17 protein-coding genes are annotated in these 18,122 nt (G+C 69.2%); 12 read left to right on the forward strand and 5 right to left on the reverse strand.

Annotation, left to right across the window (positions count from 1 at the left end; translation table 11 throughout):
• The first annotated feature begins 39 nt into the window (after positions 1-39).
• The 5 genes from AAEX60_RS07660 to ppgK all read left to right on the forward strand — a co-directional run bounded on the left by AAEX60_RS07660 (position 40) and on the right by ppgK (position 4,879).
• Positions 40-1,074, forward strand: coding sequence for a polysaccharide deacetylase family protein (locus tag AAEX60_RS07660; protein ID WP_342102388.1), 1,035 nt, complete (start codon positions 40-42; stop codon positions 1,072-1,074).
• Positions 1,071-2,180 (forward strand): non-hydrolyzing UDP-N-acetylglucosamine 2-epimerase, encoded by a 1,110-nt coding sequence (wecB, locus tag AAEX60_RS07665; RefSeq protein WP_342102389.1) that lies wholly within the window; start codon positions 1,071-1,073, stop codon positions 2,178-2,180. The genes AAEX60_RS07660 and wecB overlap by 4 nt, the downstream gene beginning before the upstream one ends.
• Positions 2,180-2,992 carry a hypothetical protein gene (locus tag AAEX60_RS07670; protein WP_342102390.1) on the forward strand — a complete coding sequence of 271 codons (813 nt, stop codon included), beginning with the start codon at positions 2,180-2,182 and terminating at the stop codon, positions 2,990-2,992. The genes wecB and AAEX60_RS07670 overlap by 1 nt, the downstream gene beginning before the upstream one ends.
• Positions 2,993-3,097: 105 nt before the next feature.
• On the forward strand, positions 3,098-4,117 hold the full coding sequence (locus AAEX60_RS07675; protein WP_342102392.1) for a glycosyltransferase family 2 protein: 1,020 nt from the start codon (positions 3,098-3,100) through the stop codon (positions 4,115-4,117).
• A 9-nt stretch (positions 4,118-4,126) separates the two neighbouring features.
• On the forward strand, positions 4,127-4,879 hold the full coding sequence (gene ppgK, locus AAEX60_RS07680; RefSeq protein WP_342102394.1) for a polyphosphate--glucose phosphotransferase: 753 nt from the start codon (positions 4,127-4,129) through the stop codon (positions 4,877-4,879).
• A 4-nt stretch (positions 4,880-4,883) separates the two neighbouring features.
• On the opposite strand, the gene AAEX60_RS07685 is transcribed toward ppgK, so the two are convergent.
• On the reverse strand, positions 4,884-5,435 hold the full coding sequence (locus AAEX60_RS07685; RefSeq protein WP_342102395.1) for a YdcF family protein: 552 nt from the start codon (positions 5,433-5,435) through the stop codon (positions 4,884-4,886).
• Positions 5,436-5,450: 15 nt separating this feature from the next.
• A complete protein-coding gene (gene argS, locus AAEX60_RS07690) occupies positions 5,451-7,088 on the reverse strand; it encodes an arginine--tRNA ligase (protein WP_342102396.1) in 1,638 nt (545 codons plus the stop codon).
• A 127-nt stretch (positions 7,089-7,215) separates the two neighbouring features.
• Here argS and AAEX60_RS07695 point away from each other — a divergent pair, with 127 nt between their 5' ends.
• The 7 genes from AAEX60_RS07695 (at position 7,216) to AAEX60_RS07725 (ending at position 14,212) form a co-directional block, all read left to right on the forward strand.
• On the forward strand, positions 7,216-8,031 hold the full coding sequence (locus AAEX60_RS07695; RefSeq protein ID WP_342102397.1) for an ABC transporter ATP-binding protein: 816 nt from the start codon (positions 7,216-7,218) through the stop codon (positions 8,029-8,031).
• Positions 8,028-8,669, forward strand: coding sequence for an ABC transporter permease (locus tag AAEX60_RS07700; RefSeq protein ID WP_342102398.1), 642 nt, complete (start codon positions 8,028-8,030; stop codon positions 8,667-8,669). The genes AAEX60_RS07695 and AAEX60_RS07700 overlap by 4 nt, the downstream gene beginning before the upstream one ends.
• Positions 8,666-9,346 (forward strand): ABC transporter permease, encoded by a 681-nt coding sequence (locus tag AAEX60_RS07705; protein WP_342102399.1) that lies wholly within the window; start codon positions 8,666-8,668, stop codon positions 9,344-9,346. The genes AAEX60_RS07700 and AAEX60_RS07705 overlap by 4 nt, the downstream gene beginning before the upstream one ends.
• A complete protein-coding gene (locus AAEX60_RS07710; RefSeq protein ID WP_342102400.1) occupies positions 9,343-10,245 on the forward strand; it encodes an ABC transporter substrate-binding protein in 903 nt (300 codons plus the stop codon). Before AAEX60_RS07705 ends, AAEX60_RS07710 begins: the two co-directional genes overlap by 4 nt.
• Positions 10,246-10,269: 24 nt before the next feature.
• Positions 10,270-11,091 (forward strand): aldo/keto reductase, encoded by an 822-nt coding sequence (locus tag AAEX60_RS07715; protein ID WP_342102401.1) that lies wholly within the window; start codon positions 10,270-10,272, stop codon positions 11,089-11,091.
• 50 nt (positions 11,092-11,141) lie between these two features.
• A complete protein-coding gene (locus AAEX60_RS07720; RefSeq protein WP_342102402.1) occupies positions 11,142-12,482 on the forward strand; it encodes a UDP-glucose dehydrogenase family protein in 1,341 nt (446 codons plus the stop codon).
• Positions 12,483-12,754: 272 nt separating this feature from the next.
• On the forward strand, positions 12,755-14,212 hold the full coding sequence (locus AAEX60_RS07725; RefSeq protein WP_342102405.1) for a sugar transferase: 1,458 nt from the start codon (positions 12,755-12,757) through the stop codon (positions 14,210-14,212).
• 5 nt (positions 14,213-14,217) lie between these two features.
• On the opposite strand, the gene AAEX60_RS07730 is transcribed toward AAEX60_RS07725, so the two are convergent.
• Genes AAEX60_RS07730 through AAEX60_RS07740 form a run of 3 tightly spaced genes read right to left on the reverse strand, consistent with a single transcriptional unit; the run spans position 14,218 to position 18,012 of the window.
• Entirely contained in the window at positions 14,218-14,889 is a 672-nt protein-coding gene (locus tag AAEX60_RS07730; RefSeq protein ID WP_446721291.1) for a SanA/YdcF family protein, read from the reverse strand.
• 41 nt (positions 14,890-14,930) lie between these two features.
• Entirely contained in the window at positions 14,931-17,537 is a 2,607-nt protein-coding gene (locus tag AAEX60_RS07735) for a sucrose phosphorylase (RefSeq protein ID WP_342102407.1), read from the reverse strand.
• Positions 17,538-17,583: 46 nt separating this feature from the next.
• The gene (locus tag AAEX60_RS07740) at positions 17,584-18,012 is read right to left on the reverse strand and encodes a DUF6578 domain-containing protein (protein WP_342102409.1); all 429 of its coding nucleotides are present in this window, start codon (positions 18,010-18,012) and stop codon (positions 17,584-17,586) included.
• Between the last annotated feature and the right edge of the window lie 110 nt (positions 18,013-18,122).

An 18,122-nucleotide genomic window follows, 5' to 3' on the forward strand; every position in this document is an offset into this window, starting at 1 on the left:
AGGCTGACTGGACAGATGCATGACAGCCGGGAGACCCGAATGCCCACCACACCGTCCAAGCCACTGGCCAGCATTGGGCTGGATGCCGACAACTTCTGGAGCTACAAGCGCACCCATGGCGACGCGGACTGGGTGGACCGCCCCAGCTACCTGCCGATCCTGGGGGAGCGGATGATCGAGGCCTTCGGCGCGCACCGGATCAAGCCGTCGGTGATGGTGGTGGGCGCGGATGCCGCCGCTGCGGACGGCCCGGACTTCGTGCAGTCCTTGGTGGAGTTCGGCTGTGAGATCGGCTCCCACTCCTATGAGCACGAGCCGTGGCTGCACCTGTATTCGCCCCAGAAGCTGCGCGACGAGCTCAAGCGCACCGAGGACGCCCTGATGGCGGCCGGCGCGCCGAAGCCGCGCGGCTTCCGCGCCCCCGGCTTCGCGATGAGTCCGGACCTGATGCGCGCCCTGGTGGAGCTGGACTATGACTACGACTGCTCGGTACTGGCCACCTGGATCGGGCCGGTGGCGCGGCAGTACTACCTGCGCACCAACAAGGACCTGACCAAGCAGGAGCGGGAGGACCGCAAGGCCCTGTTCGGCTCGCTGTGGGATGCGGCGTTGCCCAACAAGCCGTTCACCTGGAAGGCGCCCTGCTGTGAGGTCGATGGCAAGACCTCCCCCGCGGTGCAGCTCACCGAGGTGCCCGTGACCGTCTTCCCGATGGCCCGGGTGCCGATCCACGCGTCCTACGTCATCTACCTGTCCGGCTACTCGACGCCCGTCGCCAAGGCCTACCTCAAGGCCGCCCTGGCCTTCTGCAGGGCCACCGGAACCCAGCCGTCGCTGTTGTTGCACCCGCTGGACCTGCTGGACGGCAAGGATGCGCCCGGCCTGGAGTTCTTCCCCGGCATGACCATGCCGCTGGGCAGGAAGCGGGAGATGCTGGACTTCATCCTGGAGGCCTTCGCCAAGCAGTACCGGCTGGTCAACCTGGCCGAGCATGCCGAATCCATCAGGGGCATCCCGGTGCGGGAGCGCGGGATCGACGTGCTGGCGCGGGGCCGGGAGATCCAGGCGAAGTGAACCAGCCAGGGGGCACCGACGAGGTGCTGGTGGTGGTGGGCACCCGGCCGGAGGCAATCAAGCTGGCCGGGATCGCCCGGCTCCTGGGCGCCGGTGGACGGGTGCTGCACACCGGTCAGCACTACGACGAGGCGATGTGGCGCAATGTACTGGCCGACCTGGCTGGTGTACGGGTGGCCGACCACATCGACGTCGGTGGCCGGCTGCGCGGCGAGCAGATCGGGCTGGCCACCATGGAGCTCACCCGCTACCTGACCGAGCACCCGGTGCGGGCGGTGGTGGTCCAGGGTGACACCAATTCCACCCTGGCGGGCGGTCTGGCGGCCAGCGCGACGGGAACTCCCCTGGTGCACGTCGAGGCCGGGCTGCGCAGCCATGACCGCACCATGCCGGAGGAGATCAACCGCATCCTGGTGGACCAGGTGGCGGACCTGTGCTGCACCCCGCTGGAGGCCAATGCCGCCCAGCTGCGACGCGAGGGCGTGACCGATGACCGGATCTGCATCACGGGCAACACCCTGCTGGACGCGATCAGCGTGGTCTCCCCCGACGACGCCGAACGCGGGCGGCTGCTGGCCGAGCTGGACCTCACCGAGGGTGGCTACGTGCTGAGCACCGTGCACCGGGCCGGGACCGTGGACGACGAACGGAAGCTGACCCAACTGGTGGAGGCCCTGGCTGCCCTGGCCGAACGCACCACCGTGCTGGTCCCGATGCACCCGCACACCGCCAAGAACATCGAACGCTGGGGGCTGGGGGATCGGCTGGGCAAGGTCCGGGTGATCGGTCCGCAGCCGCCCCGCACCTTCGTCGGGCTGGAGTCCGGCGCGGGCCTGCTGGTCAGCGATTCCGGCGGCGTGCAGGAGGAGGCCTGCCTGTTCCGTCGACCGCTGCTGGTGGTGCGGGACTCCACGGAGCGGCCGGAGCTGTTGGACGGCTGGTGCCGGCTGCTGGGCGACGAGGACCCCACCGACGCGATGCTACGGGCCTGGGCCGATGCCCCGGCCTGGCGGGCCGGCCTGGCCGAACGCCCGCTGCCCTACCCGGAGCACAGCGCCAGCCGGTTGATCGTCGACGAGATCAACCGCCGCTGGCCAGCCTCGTGATGCTCTTCAGCGCCCTGGCGCTGGCCGTGGGCGTGCTCGCCTATGGCCTGGCCGGCGCCCGGCTGCACGAGGGTTCCCAACACCAGGACGGCGCCCTGCGCTCCCGCGCCTGGTGGCTCGGGACCGTCCTGCAGGGCCTCGGCTTCGGCGCCACCCTGCTGGCCCGGCACAGCCTGCCGCTCCTGATCGTGCAGGCCTGCTCCACCGCGGGGCTCGGGGTCACCGCCGCCCTGCAGCACCTGAGCGGCGTCCGTCGTCTGGGCCGACGCGAGGTGGCCGCCCTGGGGGCGCTGCTGGTGGGGCTGGCACTGCTCAGCACCACCACGATCGGCGGCCCCGCGGTCCCGATCCGGACATCGCACGTGTGGCTGATGGCCGGCTGCGCCGCCCTGGCCACGGCCCTCCTGGCTGCTCGCCCCTCTCCTGCCGTCCTGGGGCTGGCCTCCGGCCTGGGCTTCAGCTTCGGCGCCATCGGGGCCCGGCTGGTGATCGGGGATGCGGCCCACCCGCTGTGGCGGTTCTGGGAGCTGCCGCTGGCCACCTGGGTCGTCGGCCTGCTCACCGGGGTGGGCATCGTCCTGGGCCAGGCGCACCTGACCCGGGGGCTGGCCCGGGGCCGGGCGACCACGGTGCTGGGGCCGATGTACCTGACCGAGACCCTGCTGCCGGCCATCGTCGGGCTGACCCTGCTGGGGGAACTCCCCCGCCCCCACACCGGGCCGATGGCCGGTCTGGGCCTGGCCGTCACCCTGGGCGCCTGCGCCGTACTTCTTCGCGAGGACGGGCACCCGCCCTACGATCCTCAGATCTGAGTACTTCTAGAGTATGGTCTCACCGCTCGTCGGGACCGCCTCGGCTGGCTCTCCCCGGTGGTTAGGTGGGTGAGAGATGTCCAGTGTGTCCAGGGGAGTAGCACCATGACCGCGGTTCAGGGGACCAGCGCGAAGCACGAACGCACCACCGGCTCCTTCGTCATCCCGGCCTTCCGGGAGGAGGCCACCGTGGCGCGCACCCTGGTGGCGATCGACGAGCTGGCCCGCAGCAAGACCGCCGTGGACTGGGAGATCATCGTCGTCAACGACGGCAGCGACGACGACACGCTGGCCGAGGCCACCCGGGCCGCCGAACAGCTGACCACCCCGGTGCGGATCCTCTCCCACCGACGCAATGCCGGGCTGGGTGCGGGGATGCGGACCGGCATCCAGGCCTCCCGCGGCGACGTGGTGGTGGCCGTCGACTGTGACCTGAGCTACTCGGTGGCCGACATCGGCCGGCTGGTGGACACCTGGCTGGAGAGCCGCCCGCACGTCGTGATCGCCTCCCCCTACATGGCGGGGGGCCAGTCGGTCCGGGTGCCCAAGCCACTGGCGGTGCGCAGCCAGGCCGCCAACAGGTTCCTCAACGTCGCCGCCTACCACGACGTGAAGACGCTCACCGGCATGGTGCGGGCCTACGACGGGCCGTTCATCCGCGCCCTCTCCCTGAAGGCGGAGGGGCCGGACGTGATGGTGGAGATCATCTACAAGGCGCAGATCCTGCGCGCCCGGATCGTGGAGATCCCGGCGACGCTGAGCTGGGCCGGGCTGGAGCAGCGGGTCAGCCGCTCCGCCCTGACCAGCACCACCAGCCGGCTCACCACCTACCGCCAGCTGATCAATGGCTATCTGTGGCGGCCCTTCTGGGTGCCGCTGATCCCGGCCCTGCTCTTCGGCCTGGTGGCCCTGGTGCTGACCCTGATGGGCAGGCTGGGCTGGCAGGGGCTCACCATCACCGCGGCCATCCTGTCCATGCAGCTGCTGGTGGCCTCCCTGATGAGCCTGCAGAGCAAGCGTTACTTCGAGGAGCTGTACAACCTGGGCTTCGGGCTGCGCGCGGTGCACGGGGTGGAGCCCATCCGCACGCCGTCGGTGGAGATCGACCCGAATGTCTTGCCCTAGGCTGGGGCAATGAACACTGTCCTGGGCATTGACATCGGCGGTTCGGGCGTCAAGGGCGCCCCGGTGGACCTGACCACGGGGGACTTTGCGGCGGAGCGGTTCCGGATCCCCACCCCGCAACCGTCCACCCCGGAGGCCGTCGCCAGCGCGGTGGCGCAGATCGTCGAGCACTTCGCCGGCCAGATCGGCGACGCCCCCGTCGGCATCACCATCCCGGCCCCCGTGCGCCACGGCAGGGTGCCGATGATCGCCAACCTGGACCAGAGCTGGAAGGGGCTGGAGGCGGAGAAGTTCTTCGAGGACACGCTTGGCCGCGGTATCACCATCGTGAATGACGCGGACGCCGCCGGGCTGGCCGAGGTGCAGTACGGCGCCGCGAAGGGCACCCAGGGAGTCGTGATCCTCACCACCCTGGGCACCGGGATCGGCACCGCGGTGATCAACGACGGGGTGCTGCTGCCCAATACCGAGCTGGGGCACATCGAGGTGGACGGCTTCGACGCCGAGAGCCGGGCCGCGATGAGCGCCAAGGAGAACGAGGACCTGTCCTGGGCCGAGTGGGCCAAGCGGCTGCAGCGCTACTACGAGACCATGCAGATGCTGTTCTGGCCGGACCTGTTCGTGGTCGGCGGCGGCGTGAGCAAGAAGCATGAGAAGTACCTGCCGCTGCTCGAGCTCGAGACCCCGATCATCCCGGCCGAGCTGAAGAACAAGGCCGGGATCATCGGTGCCGCCTGGCTGGCGGCCCAGCGCAAGAGTTGAGTGGTCAGGCCGGGCAACGGCCCAGCGTGATCTCCTTGGCGAAGGCCCCCGCCTGGTAGGCCACCTGGTAGGGCCGCTGGCCATCCAGCGATGGCTGGTGGCTGCCCACCACCGGCACGTCAACGCCCAGGCAGCGCTGGAAGATGAACCGGCTGCGGGCGGCGTGGAAGTCAACTGTCAGCACCGCGAAACTCTGCCAGCCATGGGCTTCGGCCAGCCGCTTGAGCCCGATCGCCTCACCGCGAGTGGTCGACGGGTCCGGCGGGAAGCAGTAGGCCGGCCAGTCATGGTCCCGGTCACAGTAGATCGCGTCCCACGGCATGTTCGGGGTCGACAGCACCAGATTCCGGGCCCGCCCGTCGCGCATCAGCTGCTCGGCCATCTCCAGGCGCCACGGGTCCAGCGGCCCCAGCACCAGCAAGGCGTCCACCCCGCCCGGGGGCAACTGGTCCAGCCGCGGACGGTAGACCACCCGCCACGCAAACAGGCTGGTGGCCAGCAGCACCAGGACCACCGTCAGACTGATCGCCCAGGCCACCCGATGGACGCCCCGCACGTCACCTCACCCCGGTCACATGCGCTCGGGCGCGTCGATCCCCAGCAGACCGAGCCCAGTGGCCAGCACCCGACGGGTGGCGACGCACAGCGCCAGCCGACTGGCCCGCACCTCGCCGGTGCTCTTCATCACCGGGCACTGCTCGTAGAAGGTGGAATAGGCGCCCGCCAGCTCGTACAGGTAGCCGCACAGCTTGTGCGGCTGCAGGCTGTTGGCCACCTCGTCGACCACCTCGCCGAAGCGGCTGAGCAGCAATGCCAGCTGCTGTTCGGCCGGCTCGTCCAGCAGGGTGATCCGCTCCGGCACCGCCACCTGCTCGGCCTCGGCCTTGCGCATGATCTGGCAGATCCGGGCGTGCGCGTACTGCAGGTAGGGGCCGGTGTCGCCGGTGGTCTGGGTCATCCGCACCGGGTCGAAGACATAGTCCTTCTGCAGGCCCGAGGACAGGTCGGCGTACTTGATGGCGGCCAGGGCAATCGGCGCGCTGGCATTCTGCTCGGCCAGGTCCAGCAGGTCGGCCAGCTTGAAGGCCGAGCCGTCGCGGGACTTCAGCGGGCGATTGTCGTCACCCAGCACCATGCCGTAACCGACGTGCTGCACCTGCACGTCGTCGGGCAGGTAGCCGGCCTTGCGGGCGGCGGCGAAGACCTGGCCGAAGTGGCCTGCCTGGCGCGCGTCGGTGACGTAGATGATCCGGTCCGCCTTGAGCTCGCGCACCCGGCGCCGGATGGCCGCCAGGTCCGTGGTGGCATAGCCGTAGCCCCCGTCGCGCTTGCGCACGATCAGCGGGGCCTCGAAACCGTCGACGAAGACACACAGCGCGCCGTCGTCCACCACCGCGACGCCGGACTCCTCCAGCTCCTTGACCAGCACCGGCAGGTCGTCGTTGTAGGTGCTCTCCCCCGCCAGGTCCTCGTCGGTGAGCAGCACGTTCAGCCGCTCGTAGGCGGAGTTGAAGCCGGGCTTGGAGATCTCCACCAGGTCCCGCCAGATGGCCAGCGACTCCTCGTCCCCACCCTGGAAGACCGAGACCCGGGCCCGGGCGCGGGTGGCGAAGTCCTCGTCGGCCTTGAAGTGCGCGGCGGCCCGCTTGTACAACTCGTCGGCCGCGGCCAGGTCCAGCGACGAGGCCTCGATCCCCTCGTCCAGGATCTGCTCGATCAGCATGCCGAACTGGGTGCCCCAGTCACCGATGTGGTTCTGCGGGATCACCTCGTCGCCCTCGGCGGTCAGCACCCGGTTGAAGCAGTCGCCGATGATGGTGGTCCGCAGGTGTCCGACGTGCATCTGCTTGGCCACATTGGGCGCCGAGTAGTCGATCACCACCCGCTGGGGCCGCTGGGTGCGGGAGATACCGCAGCGCTCGTCGGCCAGCAGCCCGGAGGCCACCTCGGCCAGCACGGAGGACTTGATCCGGAAGTTGATGAAACCGGGCCCGGCGATCTCCAGCGGCTCGCACAGGTCGGCCAGGTCCAGCTTCTCGACGATCGCCGCGGCCACCTCGCGCGGCGGCTTGCCCTCCGTCTTGGCCAGGCGCAACGCCACATTGGACTGGTAATGGCCGAACTGCGGCTTGGTGGCGGGACGCATCTCCGGGTCGATGCCGGTGACGGCCTGGACCCGTTCGGTGAGCTGGGAGGGCAGAGAAGACATGGCCCACATTCTTCCACGGGCCACTGGCCCAGCAGATTCCACCCGCTGGGGTGGAATTTCTGTCGGTCGGCCGTGGTTGGGTGGAAACCAGCCGCAGACACCATCACCAACCCGGGAAGGGGACAGGATGGGGATCGAGTTCGAGCACGTTTCGAAGCAGTACCCGGACGGCACCATGGCCGTCGACGACTTCAGCCTGGTGGTCCCCACGGGCCGGACCACGGTGCTGGTGGGCTCGTCGGGCTGCGGCAAGACCACCCTGCTGCGGATGGTGAACCGGATGGTCACCCCCACCGCCGGCCGGGTGTTGATCGACGACGAGGACATCGCCGCCACCGACGCCGTGAAGCTGCGCCGCCGGATCGGCTATGTGATGCAGAATTCCGGGCTGCTGCCCCACCGGCGGGTGGTGGACAACATCGCCACCGTGCCCCGGCTGAATGGGGTGGCCCGACGCGAGGCCCACGGCCGCGCCCTGGAACTCATGGACCTGGTGGGGCTGGACCGGGCGATGGCCAGGCGCTGGCCCGCCCAGTTGTCCGGCGGCCAGCAGCAGCGGGTCGGGGTGGCCCGGGCCCTGGCCAGCGACCCCAACATCCTGCTGATGGACGAACCCTTCGGGGCCGTGGACCCGCTGGTCCGCTCCGAACTGCAGGCCTGGATGGGCAGGATCCAGGCCGACCTGCACAAGACGGTGCTGTTCGTCACCCATGACATCGCCGAGGCGCTGGCGCTGGGGGACCAGATCGTGCTGCTGAAGAAGGGCGGGGAGGTGGCCCAGGTGGGCACCCCTGCCGAGCTGGTCGCCAACCCGGCCGACGACTTCGTCGCCAGCTTCCTGGGTCTGGACCGCGGTGACCTCACGCTGCACCTGGTGGAGGGCCCGAATGGCACCCTGGTGGTGGACGCCAATGGCCGCCCGGCGGGACGGTTGGGCCCATGAGGTGGGTGCTGGACAACCTGGGCCTGATCGGCCATCAGGCCTGGTCCCACCTGCTGATGACCCTTCCGGCGGTGGTGCTCAGCTTCCTGTTGGCCCTGCCGGTGGCCTGGCTGGCGCACCGCTACCGCCCGGGTCGGGCGGCGCTGGTGGCCATCTCGGGACTGGTCTACGCCATCCCGTCGCTGCCGCTGTTCGTGGTGCTGCCGATGCTGATCGGCACCACGGTGCGGGACCGGTGGAATGTGATCGCCGCCATGACCCTGTACGGCTTTGGCCTGATGGTGCGCTCCGCCACCGACGGGCTGGACGCCGTCGGCGAGGGCCCCACCCTGTCCGCCACGGCGATGGGCTACGGCGCGGTGCGCCGCTTCTTCACCGTCCAGCTGCCGCTGGCCGGGCCCGCCCTGCTGGCCGGCCTGCGGGTGGTGGCGGTCAGCACCGTGAGCCTGGTCACCGTCAGCGCCCTGCTGGGGGTGCCCAGCCTGGGCCAGTTGTTCACCGACGGCTTCCAACGCGGCATCCTGGCCGAGGTGCTGACCGGCATCGTGCTCACGGTCGCGCTGGCCTGGGGGCTGGACGCGCTGCTGGTGGGGCTGGGTTGGCTGCTGCTGCCCTGGGCACGGGGAGGCCGACGATGAACTTCATCCGCGCCGCCTTCGCCTGGCTGGCCGACCCCGCCAACCTGCACGGCCCCGACGGCTGGCCCACCCACCTGCTGGAGCACCTGGGCTACACCCTGCTCACCGTCGCGCTGGCCGCGGCGGTGGCCATCCCGCTGGGCTACCTGGTGGGGCACACCGGGCGGGGCCGCAACCTGGCCGTCGGCAGCTCCGGTGCCGCCCGGGCCCTGCCCAGCCTAGGGCTGGTCACCCTGCTGGGGCTGTGGCTGGGCGTCGGGCTGCAGGCTCCGCTGGTCGCCCTGGTGCTGCTGGCCATCCCGTCGGTGCTGGCCGGCGCCTATGCCGGGATCGAGGCGGTCAACCCGGTCACCGTCGACGCCGCCCGGGCGCAGGGCATGACCGAATGGCAGGTGCTGCGCCAGGTGGAGATCCCGCTGGGGCTGCCCCTGCTGGTGGGCGGGTTGCGTTCCGCCACCCTGCAGGTGGTCTCCACGGCCACCCTGGCCGCCTACGTGGGGGCCGGCGGGCTGGGCCGGGACCTCTTCCTGGGCCTGAAGACCCAGGACTATCCGCAGATGCTGGCCGCCTCCCTCCTGGTGGTGGGCCTGGCCATCGCGCTGGAGCTGACCTTCGAGCTGACCGAGCGGGCACTTCGTCGCGCCCGCCCCATCCCAGAACCCCGGGAGATGACATGAGACGCCTACTGGCCGCGCTGATCGCGCTGGTGATGCTGGCCGGCTGTGCCAGCAGTGACCCGCTGGGCACGCAGCAGGCCGGCGACGCCGGACCCGCGTCGAAGGAACTGACCATCGGCTCCCAGCAGTACTACTCCAACGAGATCATCGCCGAGCTCTACGCCCAGGCGCTGGAGTCCCGCGGCTGGACCATCCACCGCAGCTACCAGATTGGTCAGCGGGAGGTCTACCTGCCGGAGCTGCAGGCCGGCCGGATCGACCTGATGCCGGAATATGCCGGCGCGCTGCTGCAGTACTACCGCAAGGACTCCACCGCCCGCAGCACGCCCCAGATCATGACCGGACTGCGGGAGAGCCTGCCCGCCGGGTTGATGGCCCTGGAGCCGGCCGAGGCCACGGACCAGGACTCCTTCGTCGTGACCGCACAGGCCGCCAAGCAGCACGAGCTGGCCACGATCCAGGACCTGGCCACGCTGGGTCGGGTGAAGATCGCCGCCAACTCGGAGATCGCCAAGCGCCCCTACGGCCCCACCGGGCTCAAACAGGCCTACGGGGTGGAGGCGACGGTGCTGCCGGTGGAGGATTCCGGCGGCCCGCTCACCGTCAAGGCCCTGACCGACGGCAAGGTCCAGGTGGCCGACGTGTACTCCGCCAGCCCGGCCATCAAGGCCAACAACCTGGTGGTGCTGTCCGATCCCAAGAACCTGGTCCTGCCCCAGAACGTGGTGCCGGTGGCCAGCTCCCGGGTGGGGGCCGACGCCGCGTCGGTGATCGCACTGGTCACCAGCCGCCTGACCACCGAGGAACTGGTGGAGCTGAATACCCTGAGTGTCGGCAAGCAGCAGAGCTCCGCGGTGATCGCGAGGCAGTGGCTTGACCGCACGGGAATCGTCCCGTAACCGCACGACAGATCGAGGAGAACCATGTCCGTACCCATGACCACCCTGAACGACGGCAAGCAGATCCCCCAGCTCGGTTTCGGTGTCTGGCAGGTGGAGAACGAGCAGGCAACCCCCGCGGTGGCCACCGCCCTGGAGGTGGGTTACCGGCACATCGACACGGCCGCCATCTACGGCAACGAGGAGGGCGTCGGCAAGGCGATCGAGGAGTCCGGGATTGCCCGCGACGAGCTGTTCATCACCACCAAGCTGTGGAATGACTCGCACCAGGCCGACGATGCCCGCAAGGCGATCGAGACCAGCCTGACCAAGCTGGGCCTGGACCACGTGGACCTCTACCTGATCCACTGGCCGGCCAATGTGAAGTACGGCGAGGCCTACATCGAGGCCTGGGATGCCCTGCAGCAGTTCAAGGCCGAGGGCCTGGCCACCAGCATCGGCGTCAGCAACCACAATGTGGAGCACCTGGACAAGCTGAACGGCGAGACCCCGGCGATCAACCAGGTGGAGCTGCACCCCACCTGGCAGCAGCCCGAGCTGCGGGCCGTGCATGCGGAGCGCGGGATCGCCACCGAGGCGTGGAGCCCGCTGGGCCAGGCCAAGGACCTGCAGCACGAGGTGATCGCCAAGATCGCGGAGAAGCACCTGGCCACCCCGGCCCAGGTGATCATCCGTTGGCACCTGCAGCTGGGCAATGTGGTGATCCCCAAGTCCGTCACCCCGGCGCGGATCGCCGCCAACTTCGACGTCTTCGGCTTCGAGCTCGACGAGTCGGACGTGGCCGCTATTGCCCAGATCGAGTCCAACAACCGGCTGGGCGCCAACCCCGCGGAGGCCGATTTCTGATCCCCGCGATTGTTCACCGGCCGTACACCCCGGCTCGCTAGGGTGTCACCATGCGCTTGTCCACGATTGGTTGCGGTTATCTGGGTGCTGTGCATGCCGCGTGCATGGCCGAGTTGGGGCACGAGGTGATCGGGCTCGACGTCGACCAGGCCAAGGTGGACAAATTGGCGCGCGGTGAGACTCCCTTCCACGAGCCGGGGTTCGGCGAGGTGCTGACCCGCAATGTCGAGGCGGGCCGGCTGCGCTTCACCACCGATGCCGCCGAGATCGCGGACTGCCAGATCCACTTCATCGGCGTCGGCACCCCGCAGATGCAGGGCCGCTACGCCGCCGATTTGAGCTATGTGGACGCCGCGGTGGAGTCGGTGCTCACCCACGCCCGGCCGCAGGGCGACGTCCCGGTGCTGATCGCCGGCAAGTCCACCGTGCCGGTGGGCACCGCAGAGCGGATCGAGCAGGCGGCCAAGGCCTCCGGCAAGAACATCGCCGTGGTGTGGAATCCGGAATTCCTGCGGGAGGGTTTCGCGGTACAGGACACGCTGCACCCGGACCGGATCGTCTACGGCCTTCCGGAGGACCGGGAGCGGGGCGAACAGCTGCGCGCCATCCTGGACGAGTGCTATGCCCAGCTGCTGGCCGAACAGATCCCGCGGCTGCTGACCAACTACCCCACCGCCGAGCTGGTGAAGGTGGCGGCCAACTCCTTCCTGGCCACGAAGATCAGCTTCATCAACGCGATGGCCGAGCTGTGCGATGCCACCGGCGCCGACGTGACCCGGCTGGCCGAGGCGATCGGTTACGACGACCGGATCGGCAAGAAGTTCCTGCGCGCCGGGATCGGCTTCGGCGGCGGGTGCCTGCCCAAGGACATCCGGGCCTTCATGGCCCGGGCCGGTGAGCTGGGCGTGGATCAGGCGCTCACCTTCCTGCGCGAGGTGGACGCCATCAACCTGCGTCGCCGGGAGACCGCGGTCGACATGGCGGCCGACCTGTTCGGTGGCCGGCTGGTGGGCCGCAAGGTGGCGGTGCTGGGCGCGGCCTTCAAGCCGGATTCCGACGACCTGCGCGACTCTCCGGCACTGGACATCGCCACCCGGCTGTGGGCCCGCGGCGCCGACGTCGTGATCACCGATCCGGCCGCCGGAGGTGCGCTGCGCCGGGCCCGGCCCGACCTGCACGTCGTCGACACCGTGGAGCAGGCCGTGAAGAATGCCGACGTGGTGATGGTGCTCACCGAGTGGAAGACCTTCACCGAGTTGGACCCGGAGGAGCTGCGCCCGCGGGTCCGCGAGGCGCACATCATCGACGGGCGCAATGTGCTGGACCCGCGGCAGTGGGAGCGGGCAGGTTGGCACTACCAGGGCATGGGCCGCGGCGTCTCCACCTGGTGACCCCGGGAGCCCGACCGAGCGGCTGAGATCCTGCTGAGTACTCGGGCTCAAATGCCTTGCGCGACGATGCCGTGGAACCCGTCTCCCGGTAGAGTCCGCAACGTGGCCCGGGGGTCAGGACGTGTCGGGAGCACTGCGTCAGACCAGCCACAAACTGAGAGGGTCCAGGCCCTTCCAGACCACGATCTTTACTCGGGGGAGTCAAGGGTGGGACACGTCAGCGCGCGCAGACCCACCACTGGCAGCCGCCCGTCTCCAGGGGTGGAGCGAGAATGCTGTTGAAGAACACCGTGAACCCAACCAAGCTGCGGATTCCGCGTCGGGTCACCCATCGTTCGCGCGCCTTTGCGCCGTGGATCCTGGTGGCGACCGACACCTTGACCATCCTGCTGTCCACGCTGATCGCGCTGGCCTTCCGCAACCTGGTGCCCGGCTTCCAGGACCTGGCGCAGGTGCACTACAGCGTTTCCACGCTGTGGCCGCTGGCCGTCGTGATCTGGCTGGGTTGCCTGCTCAGCGTCGGCGCCTATTCGGACAAGAATCTGGGCACCGGCACCGACGAGTACGCCCGGACCATGCACTCCAGCCTGATGGCCGCGGCCTTCATCGGGATCTGCTGCTACCTGACCAAGTTCGACCTGTCACGCGGCTTCTACATTCTGCTGTTCGCGGTCGGCACCCCGATGCTGGTGCTCACCCGCTGGATGGTGCGCCGGGTGATCCACATCCTGCGTCGCCGCAGCTGGTTGACCCGACGGGTGGTGCTGGCCGGCAATCCGGAGAACATCCAGGAGATCCTGACCGTCGCCCAGCGGGAGACCTGGCTGGGCTACTACGTCGTCGGCGCGCTGCTGCCGGAGGGCTCCGCACGCGGTGATCTGGACCTGCCCGTGCTGGGCACCGTCGAGGAGGCCCTGGACGTGGTGGACTCCCGCGACATCGACATCGTGATCTTCGCCAACGGCTCCTTCCCCTCCTCGCGCGGCTTCCGTCGGATGGCCTGGCAGCTGGAATCGCACCACTGCCAGATGGTGGTGGCCCCGGCGCTGACCGACATTGCCAGCCAGCGCATCCAGGTGCGGCCCGTCGCCGGCATCCCGCTGGTGCTGGTGGAACCGCCCACCACTCAGCAGGCCGGCCGCTGGGGCAAGCGCCTGTTCGACATCGTCTTCGCCTCGCTGATCCTGCTGGCGATCAGCCCGATCATGATCATCACCGCCCTGGCCATCTGGTTCGACGACCACGGCCCGGTGATCTTCAAGCAGGTGCGCGTCGGCAAGAATGGCGAGCACTTCGAGTGCCTCAAGTTCCGCTCGATGGTGACCAATGCCGAGGAGATCCTCAAGAGCCTGCAGAACCAGGGCCCCAATGCGGTGATGTTCAAGATGGAGAACGACCCGCGGATCACCAAGGTGGGTCACTTCATCCGTCGCTTCTCCATCGACGAGCTGCCGCAGCTGTGGAATGTGGTCCGCGGCGACATGTCGTTGATCGGCCCGCGGCCGGCGCTGCCCAAGGAGGTGGCGCTGTACGCCCCGCACGTCAACCGTCGCCTGGAGGTGCGCCCCGGCCTGACCGGCCTGTGGCAGGTCTCCGGCCGCTCCAACCTGAGCTGGGACGACACCGTCCGGCTGGATCTGTACTACGTCGACAACTGGTCGATGACCCAGGACCTCTCGATCCTGGCGCAGACGGTCAAGGCCGTGCTGGCCTCCGACGGCGCCTACTGACTCCCTCAGCGCCCCAGCGCCTCCTGGACGCCCTTCTCCGGCTCCCCCATGGTCGGGGTGCGGTGCAGCCCGACATCGGCCAGCATCTTGAGGTTGGCGGGCACCTCCCGCACCGCAAACCGGGCCCAGCCGAGCCGCCACAGCACCGGCACATTCTGCAGCCGCCCCGTGCCCTGCACGCTCCAGTCCCCCACGCCCTGGGCGTCGACCCCCACCAGGCGGCAGGTGGTGACCGCCCGGGGCACGTGGTAGCCCTGGGTCACCACCACCAGCCGGTCCACCCCGAAGATCCGCTTGGCCCGCACGCAGGAGTCGTAGGTGTCGAAGCCGGCAAAGTCGGTCACCACGTCGCCCTCCGGGATACCGGCCTCGGTCAGGTAGCGCTTCATGGTGGTGGGCTCGTCATAGTGCTCGGTCCCGTTGTCCCCCGAGACCAGGATCACCTTCACCAGCCCGCGCCGGTGCAGCTCCACGGCCCGGTCCAGCCGCCCACGCAGGTAGCGCGACGGCCGGCCGTCCGGCAGCACCTGGGCACCCAGCACCAGGGCCACCGGCGCCTGGTCACCGTCCGCGGCGAACTCCTCGACGGTGTGTACCCGCCCGGCCGAACCGACGGCGGTGACCAGCCACGGCAGGCCGAGCGCCACCACCAGACCGGCCGCGCCGGCCGCCACCAACCGACGACGACGGCTCCATCCGCGCATCAGGGGCCGGGCCATCAGACCGGCTGGCCGTCGGCGGTGATGGTGAAGCGCTTGGCCGCCAGATCGGCCCGCAGCTCGGCGACGTGCTCCCCCTTGCGCCAGGTGATCTGCAGCTCGTGGGCCGCCGTCTCGGCGACGGTGCACTCGGCATCCCAGCCGAAGGCGCCGAAGCTGTTGCGGAAGCGCAGCAGCTCGATCTGGCGCTGCACCAGCGGCTGTGCCAACCCATGGCGCAGCTGCTCGACAGTCAGATTGGTGCGGTTGATCTCCTTGTGGCCACCGGCCCCGGCCCGCTCCACGGCGGCATGGTCATTGGTGCCGCCGAACAGGTCCAGGTACCAGACCTGCGGCTTGCCGGGCATGAAGAGCTGGATGGCGCGCGCCAGCAGCATCGCGTCGTCGCTCTCCCCCAGCGCCGAGTAGTAGGTGGCGTTGACCTGGTAGTACATCTTCTTCTCGCCGTGCAGGTCCTTGACGTAGCCGCCGCGGCCCTTGACGGTCTGGATCAGGGCGTCGATCTGCTCGTCGGACAGCAGGCCCTTGAGGTCCAGCAGCGGGATGCCGTCGTGACAGCCCAGCATGTTCACCGTGCGCAGCTTTTTGACCAGGATGTCCGCGATCCACGCCTTGAGGTGGCCGGCATCCTGGCTCTCGAAGGCGTCGATCACCAGGCCGGGCAGGAAGAAGTCATAGGTCAGGTAGCCCTTGGCGCTGATCAGCTCGTGGATCTTCTCCTCGTAGCGGGAGTGGATCTCCGGCAGCAGCTTCAGGCCGCGGTCGGTGGCCAGCTGGTTGACCTGGTCCAGCAGATCCCAGGTGCCGGGATCATTGAGGAAGTTCTTCTCCCCCGGCTCCTTGGGGGCATAGGCAAAGGCGTCCAGCCGGACGATCTCGGCGCCGTAGCCGGCCAGCTTGTCCAGCACGTCGGCGTAGAAGTCCCAGACCGTGGGGCTCTTGATGTTGAGGTCCATCTGACCCAGGTAGCGCCGGCCGGCCTCCAGGTGCTCGACGACGGCATTCCAAGCCTCAAGATCAACATCGGCACCAAGATCAAGTGCCATCTCCGACGGGGTCAGCCCCTCGTCCAGCGCAGCCTTGATGCTCTCGGCCAGGCGGACCGCGGTCTGGTACTGCACCCCGGCCACCTGCATGATGGTCTGCGGATCCGGCGCGGTGTAGCGCACCTCCTGGTAGAAGGTGTTCCAGTAGGGCTTCTCCGTACCGTCGGGCATCCGCACCATCAGGATGGGCAGGCCCGGCTTGCGGAAGAACATGTCCTTGATCAACTCGGCGTCGGGCTGGATGTACCCCTCGGGGGTCATCTCGCCATGGCCTTCCCAGAAGGCATTCCAGTCGATGAAGAAGTCGGCGTACTCGCTGCGGGCGCCCTTGGCCAGCAGGTCCTGGAACTGCGGGCTCAGGACCGACGCGTGGTTCAGGATGAAGTCGAACTTCAGCTTGATGCCCGCCGCGCGCAGGGCCTCGAGGTCACCGGGGCGGGTGTAGGTGGTGGACAGGTCGTAGTCGATCACCGAGAAGCCGCGGTCAAGATCGGTGTTGAAGACGCTCGGCAGCACGTAGGCGCTGGTGAAGGCGCCCGCCACGGCCGGATCGGTGAGGAAGTCCACCTCGTCGCCCAGCGTTCCGCCCATGCTGTCCGGGTAGAAGTTGATCATGGCCCCGGGCTCGGGCAGGTCCGCACCCATGCTCTTCAGGTAGTCGGCGTGGCTGATCAGCTCGCCGGCCTTGTTGATGATGATCTTGGCCCGGTGGGCCTGCTCGTGCAGATGGGCCTGCTCGATGCCCAGCACCATGGTGGTGAAGGGGCTGTCGGTGGCACCGTCCCGGGCCCGGGAGCGACGGTGCGCCAAGGTCTCCTCCGGGGTGGAGTTCAGCAGGATCGGAATGTCCACGCCGCGCAGGTTGGCGGAGTTGCCGTGGGTCCACTCGATCACCAGCACCTGCACGTCACGCACGTCGACGTCGTCGTACCAGAGCTGGTCCAGCTCCCGGCCCATCCGCTTCAGGTGCAGGGAATCCGCGCCATCATGGAAGGCGGCCAGGATGGCGCTGACCTCGTCGAAGTCCACCTCCAGCGGGCTGCCCAGGTACTGCTCCAGGGCCTCGGCACCGCCCTTCTGGTAGGCGGCCAGCCACGGGTACTCGGCGCACGCGGCCGGGTCCGCGTCGCGGTCGACGGTCTGCAGCTGTGCCAGTGTGGCCTTCGCCTGCTCGTCGTAGCCGCCGGAGGCCACCAAGGCCTTGAGGCCCTCGCTGCGGAAGACCCGCAGCCGCTCCGCGTCGTTGTCGCGCGGAATCCGACGGGGGTAGTTGTCCCCGCTGAGCACATAGGCGCCCAGACCGTTGTGCCGCAGGAATTCGGCCAGCACCGAGGCGGTCTCCGACTTGCCGACACCAGAGCCGCCGTGCACCGAGATCACCGCGCGCCGGTGCGGGGAGTCGGCCAGGATCTGCTGCAGCTGCGGCCACAGCTCACCGAGGACGGTGGTGGCCTTGGCCACATGATCCTCGCCGATCTGCACCTTGTCACCGGGCATGTCCCCGGTGGGGATGGTGGCGGTGTCGGTGATGGTGGGCAGGCTGAACCCGGCGTCGGTCATGAGGATCCCCGTTCTGTGGTGCGTGGCCCCAGCCTAGCCAGCGTCGCTACTGGACCGCAGGGTTCAGCTCGGCCAGCACGTCCACCAGCAGCACCCAGCCGTGGGCGGCCCGCGGGCGACGGCGACCGGGCGGCAGGCCGGGGCGATCCCAGTCCGGATCCCCCTCCCAGGTGTCCCGGTTGGGGTTGATCACCAGGATCGGGCGCAGGCTGCCCGACGACGGAGCGAGCCGGATGCGGCCCCCCACCACCTCCTCGTCGGCGAAGGCCTCCCAGATCCGGTAGACGTGGGCCCGGATCAGGCGATCCCCGGGCGCGGCCGGCCCGTGGTGCGTGCCGACCCACTCCGGCGGCGCCGGCAGTCGTCGGGCCCAGACCCGATCCGGTGGCATCGGGTTCAGCCGCAGCGGCAGCACGTCACCCACCCGCAGGGGCTCGCCGCAGCACTGGTACTCCCACCGGGGAATGAAGATCAACAGGGGATGAATAGGGCAGTCAGCCACGACAGGGGCGCCTTTGAGCGGCAGCGCCGGGCCATCGACGGGCTCCCGCAGTTCCGGGAGCGCACACCAATGATACGTGCTGC

Origin of the sequence: Luteococcus sp. H101, assembly GCF_038433155.1 — a bacterium.
Classification (GTDB): Bacteria; Actinomycetota; Actinomycetes; order Propionibacteriales; family Propionibacteriaceae; genus Luteococcus.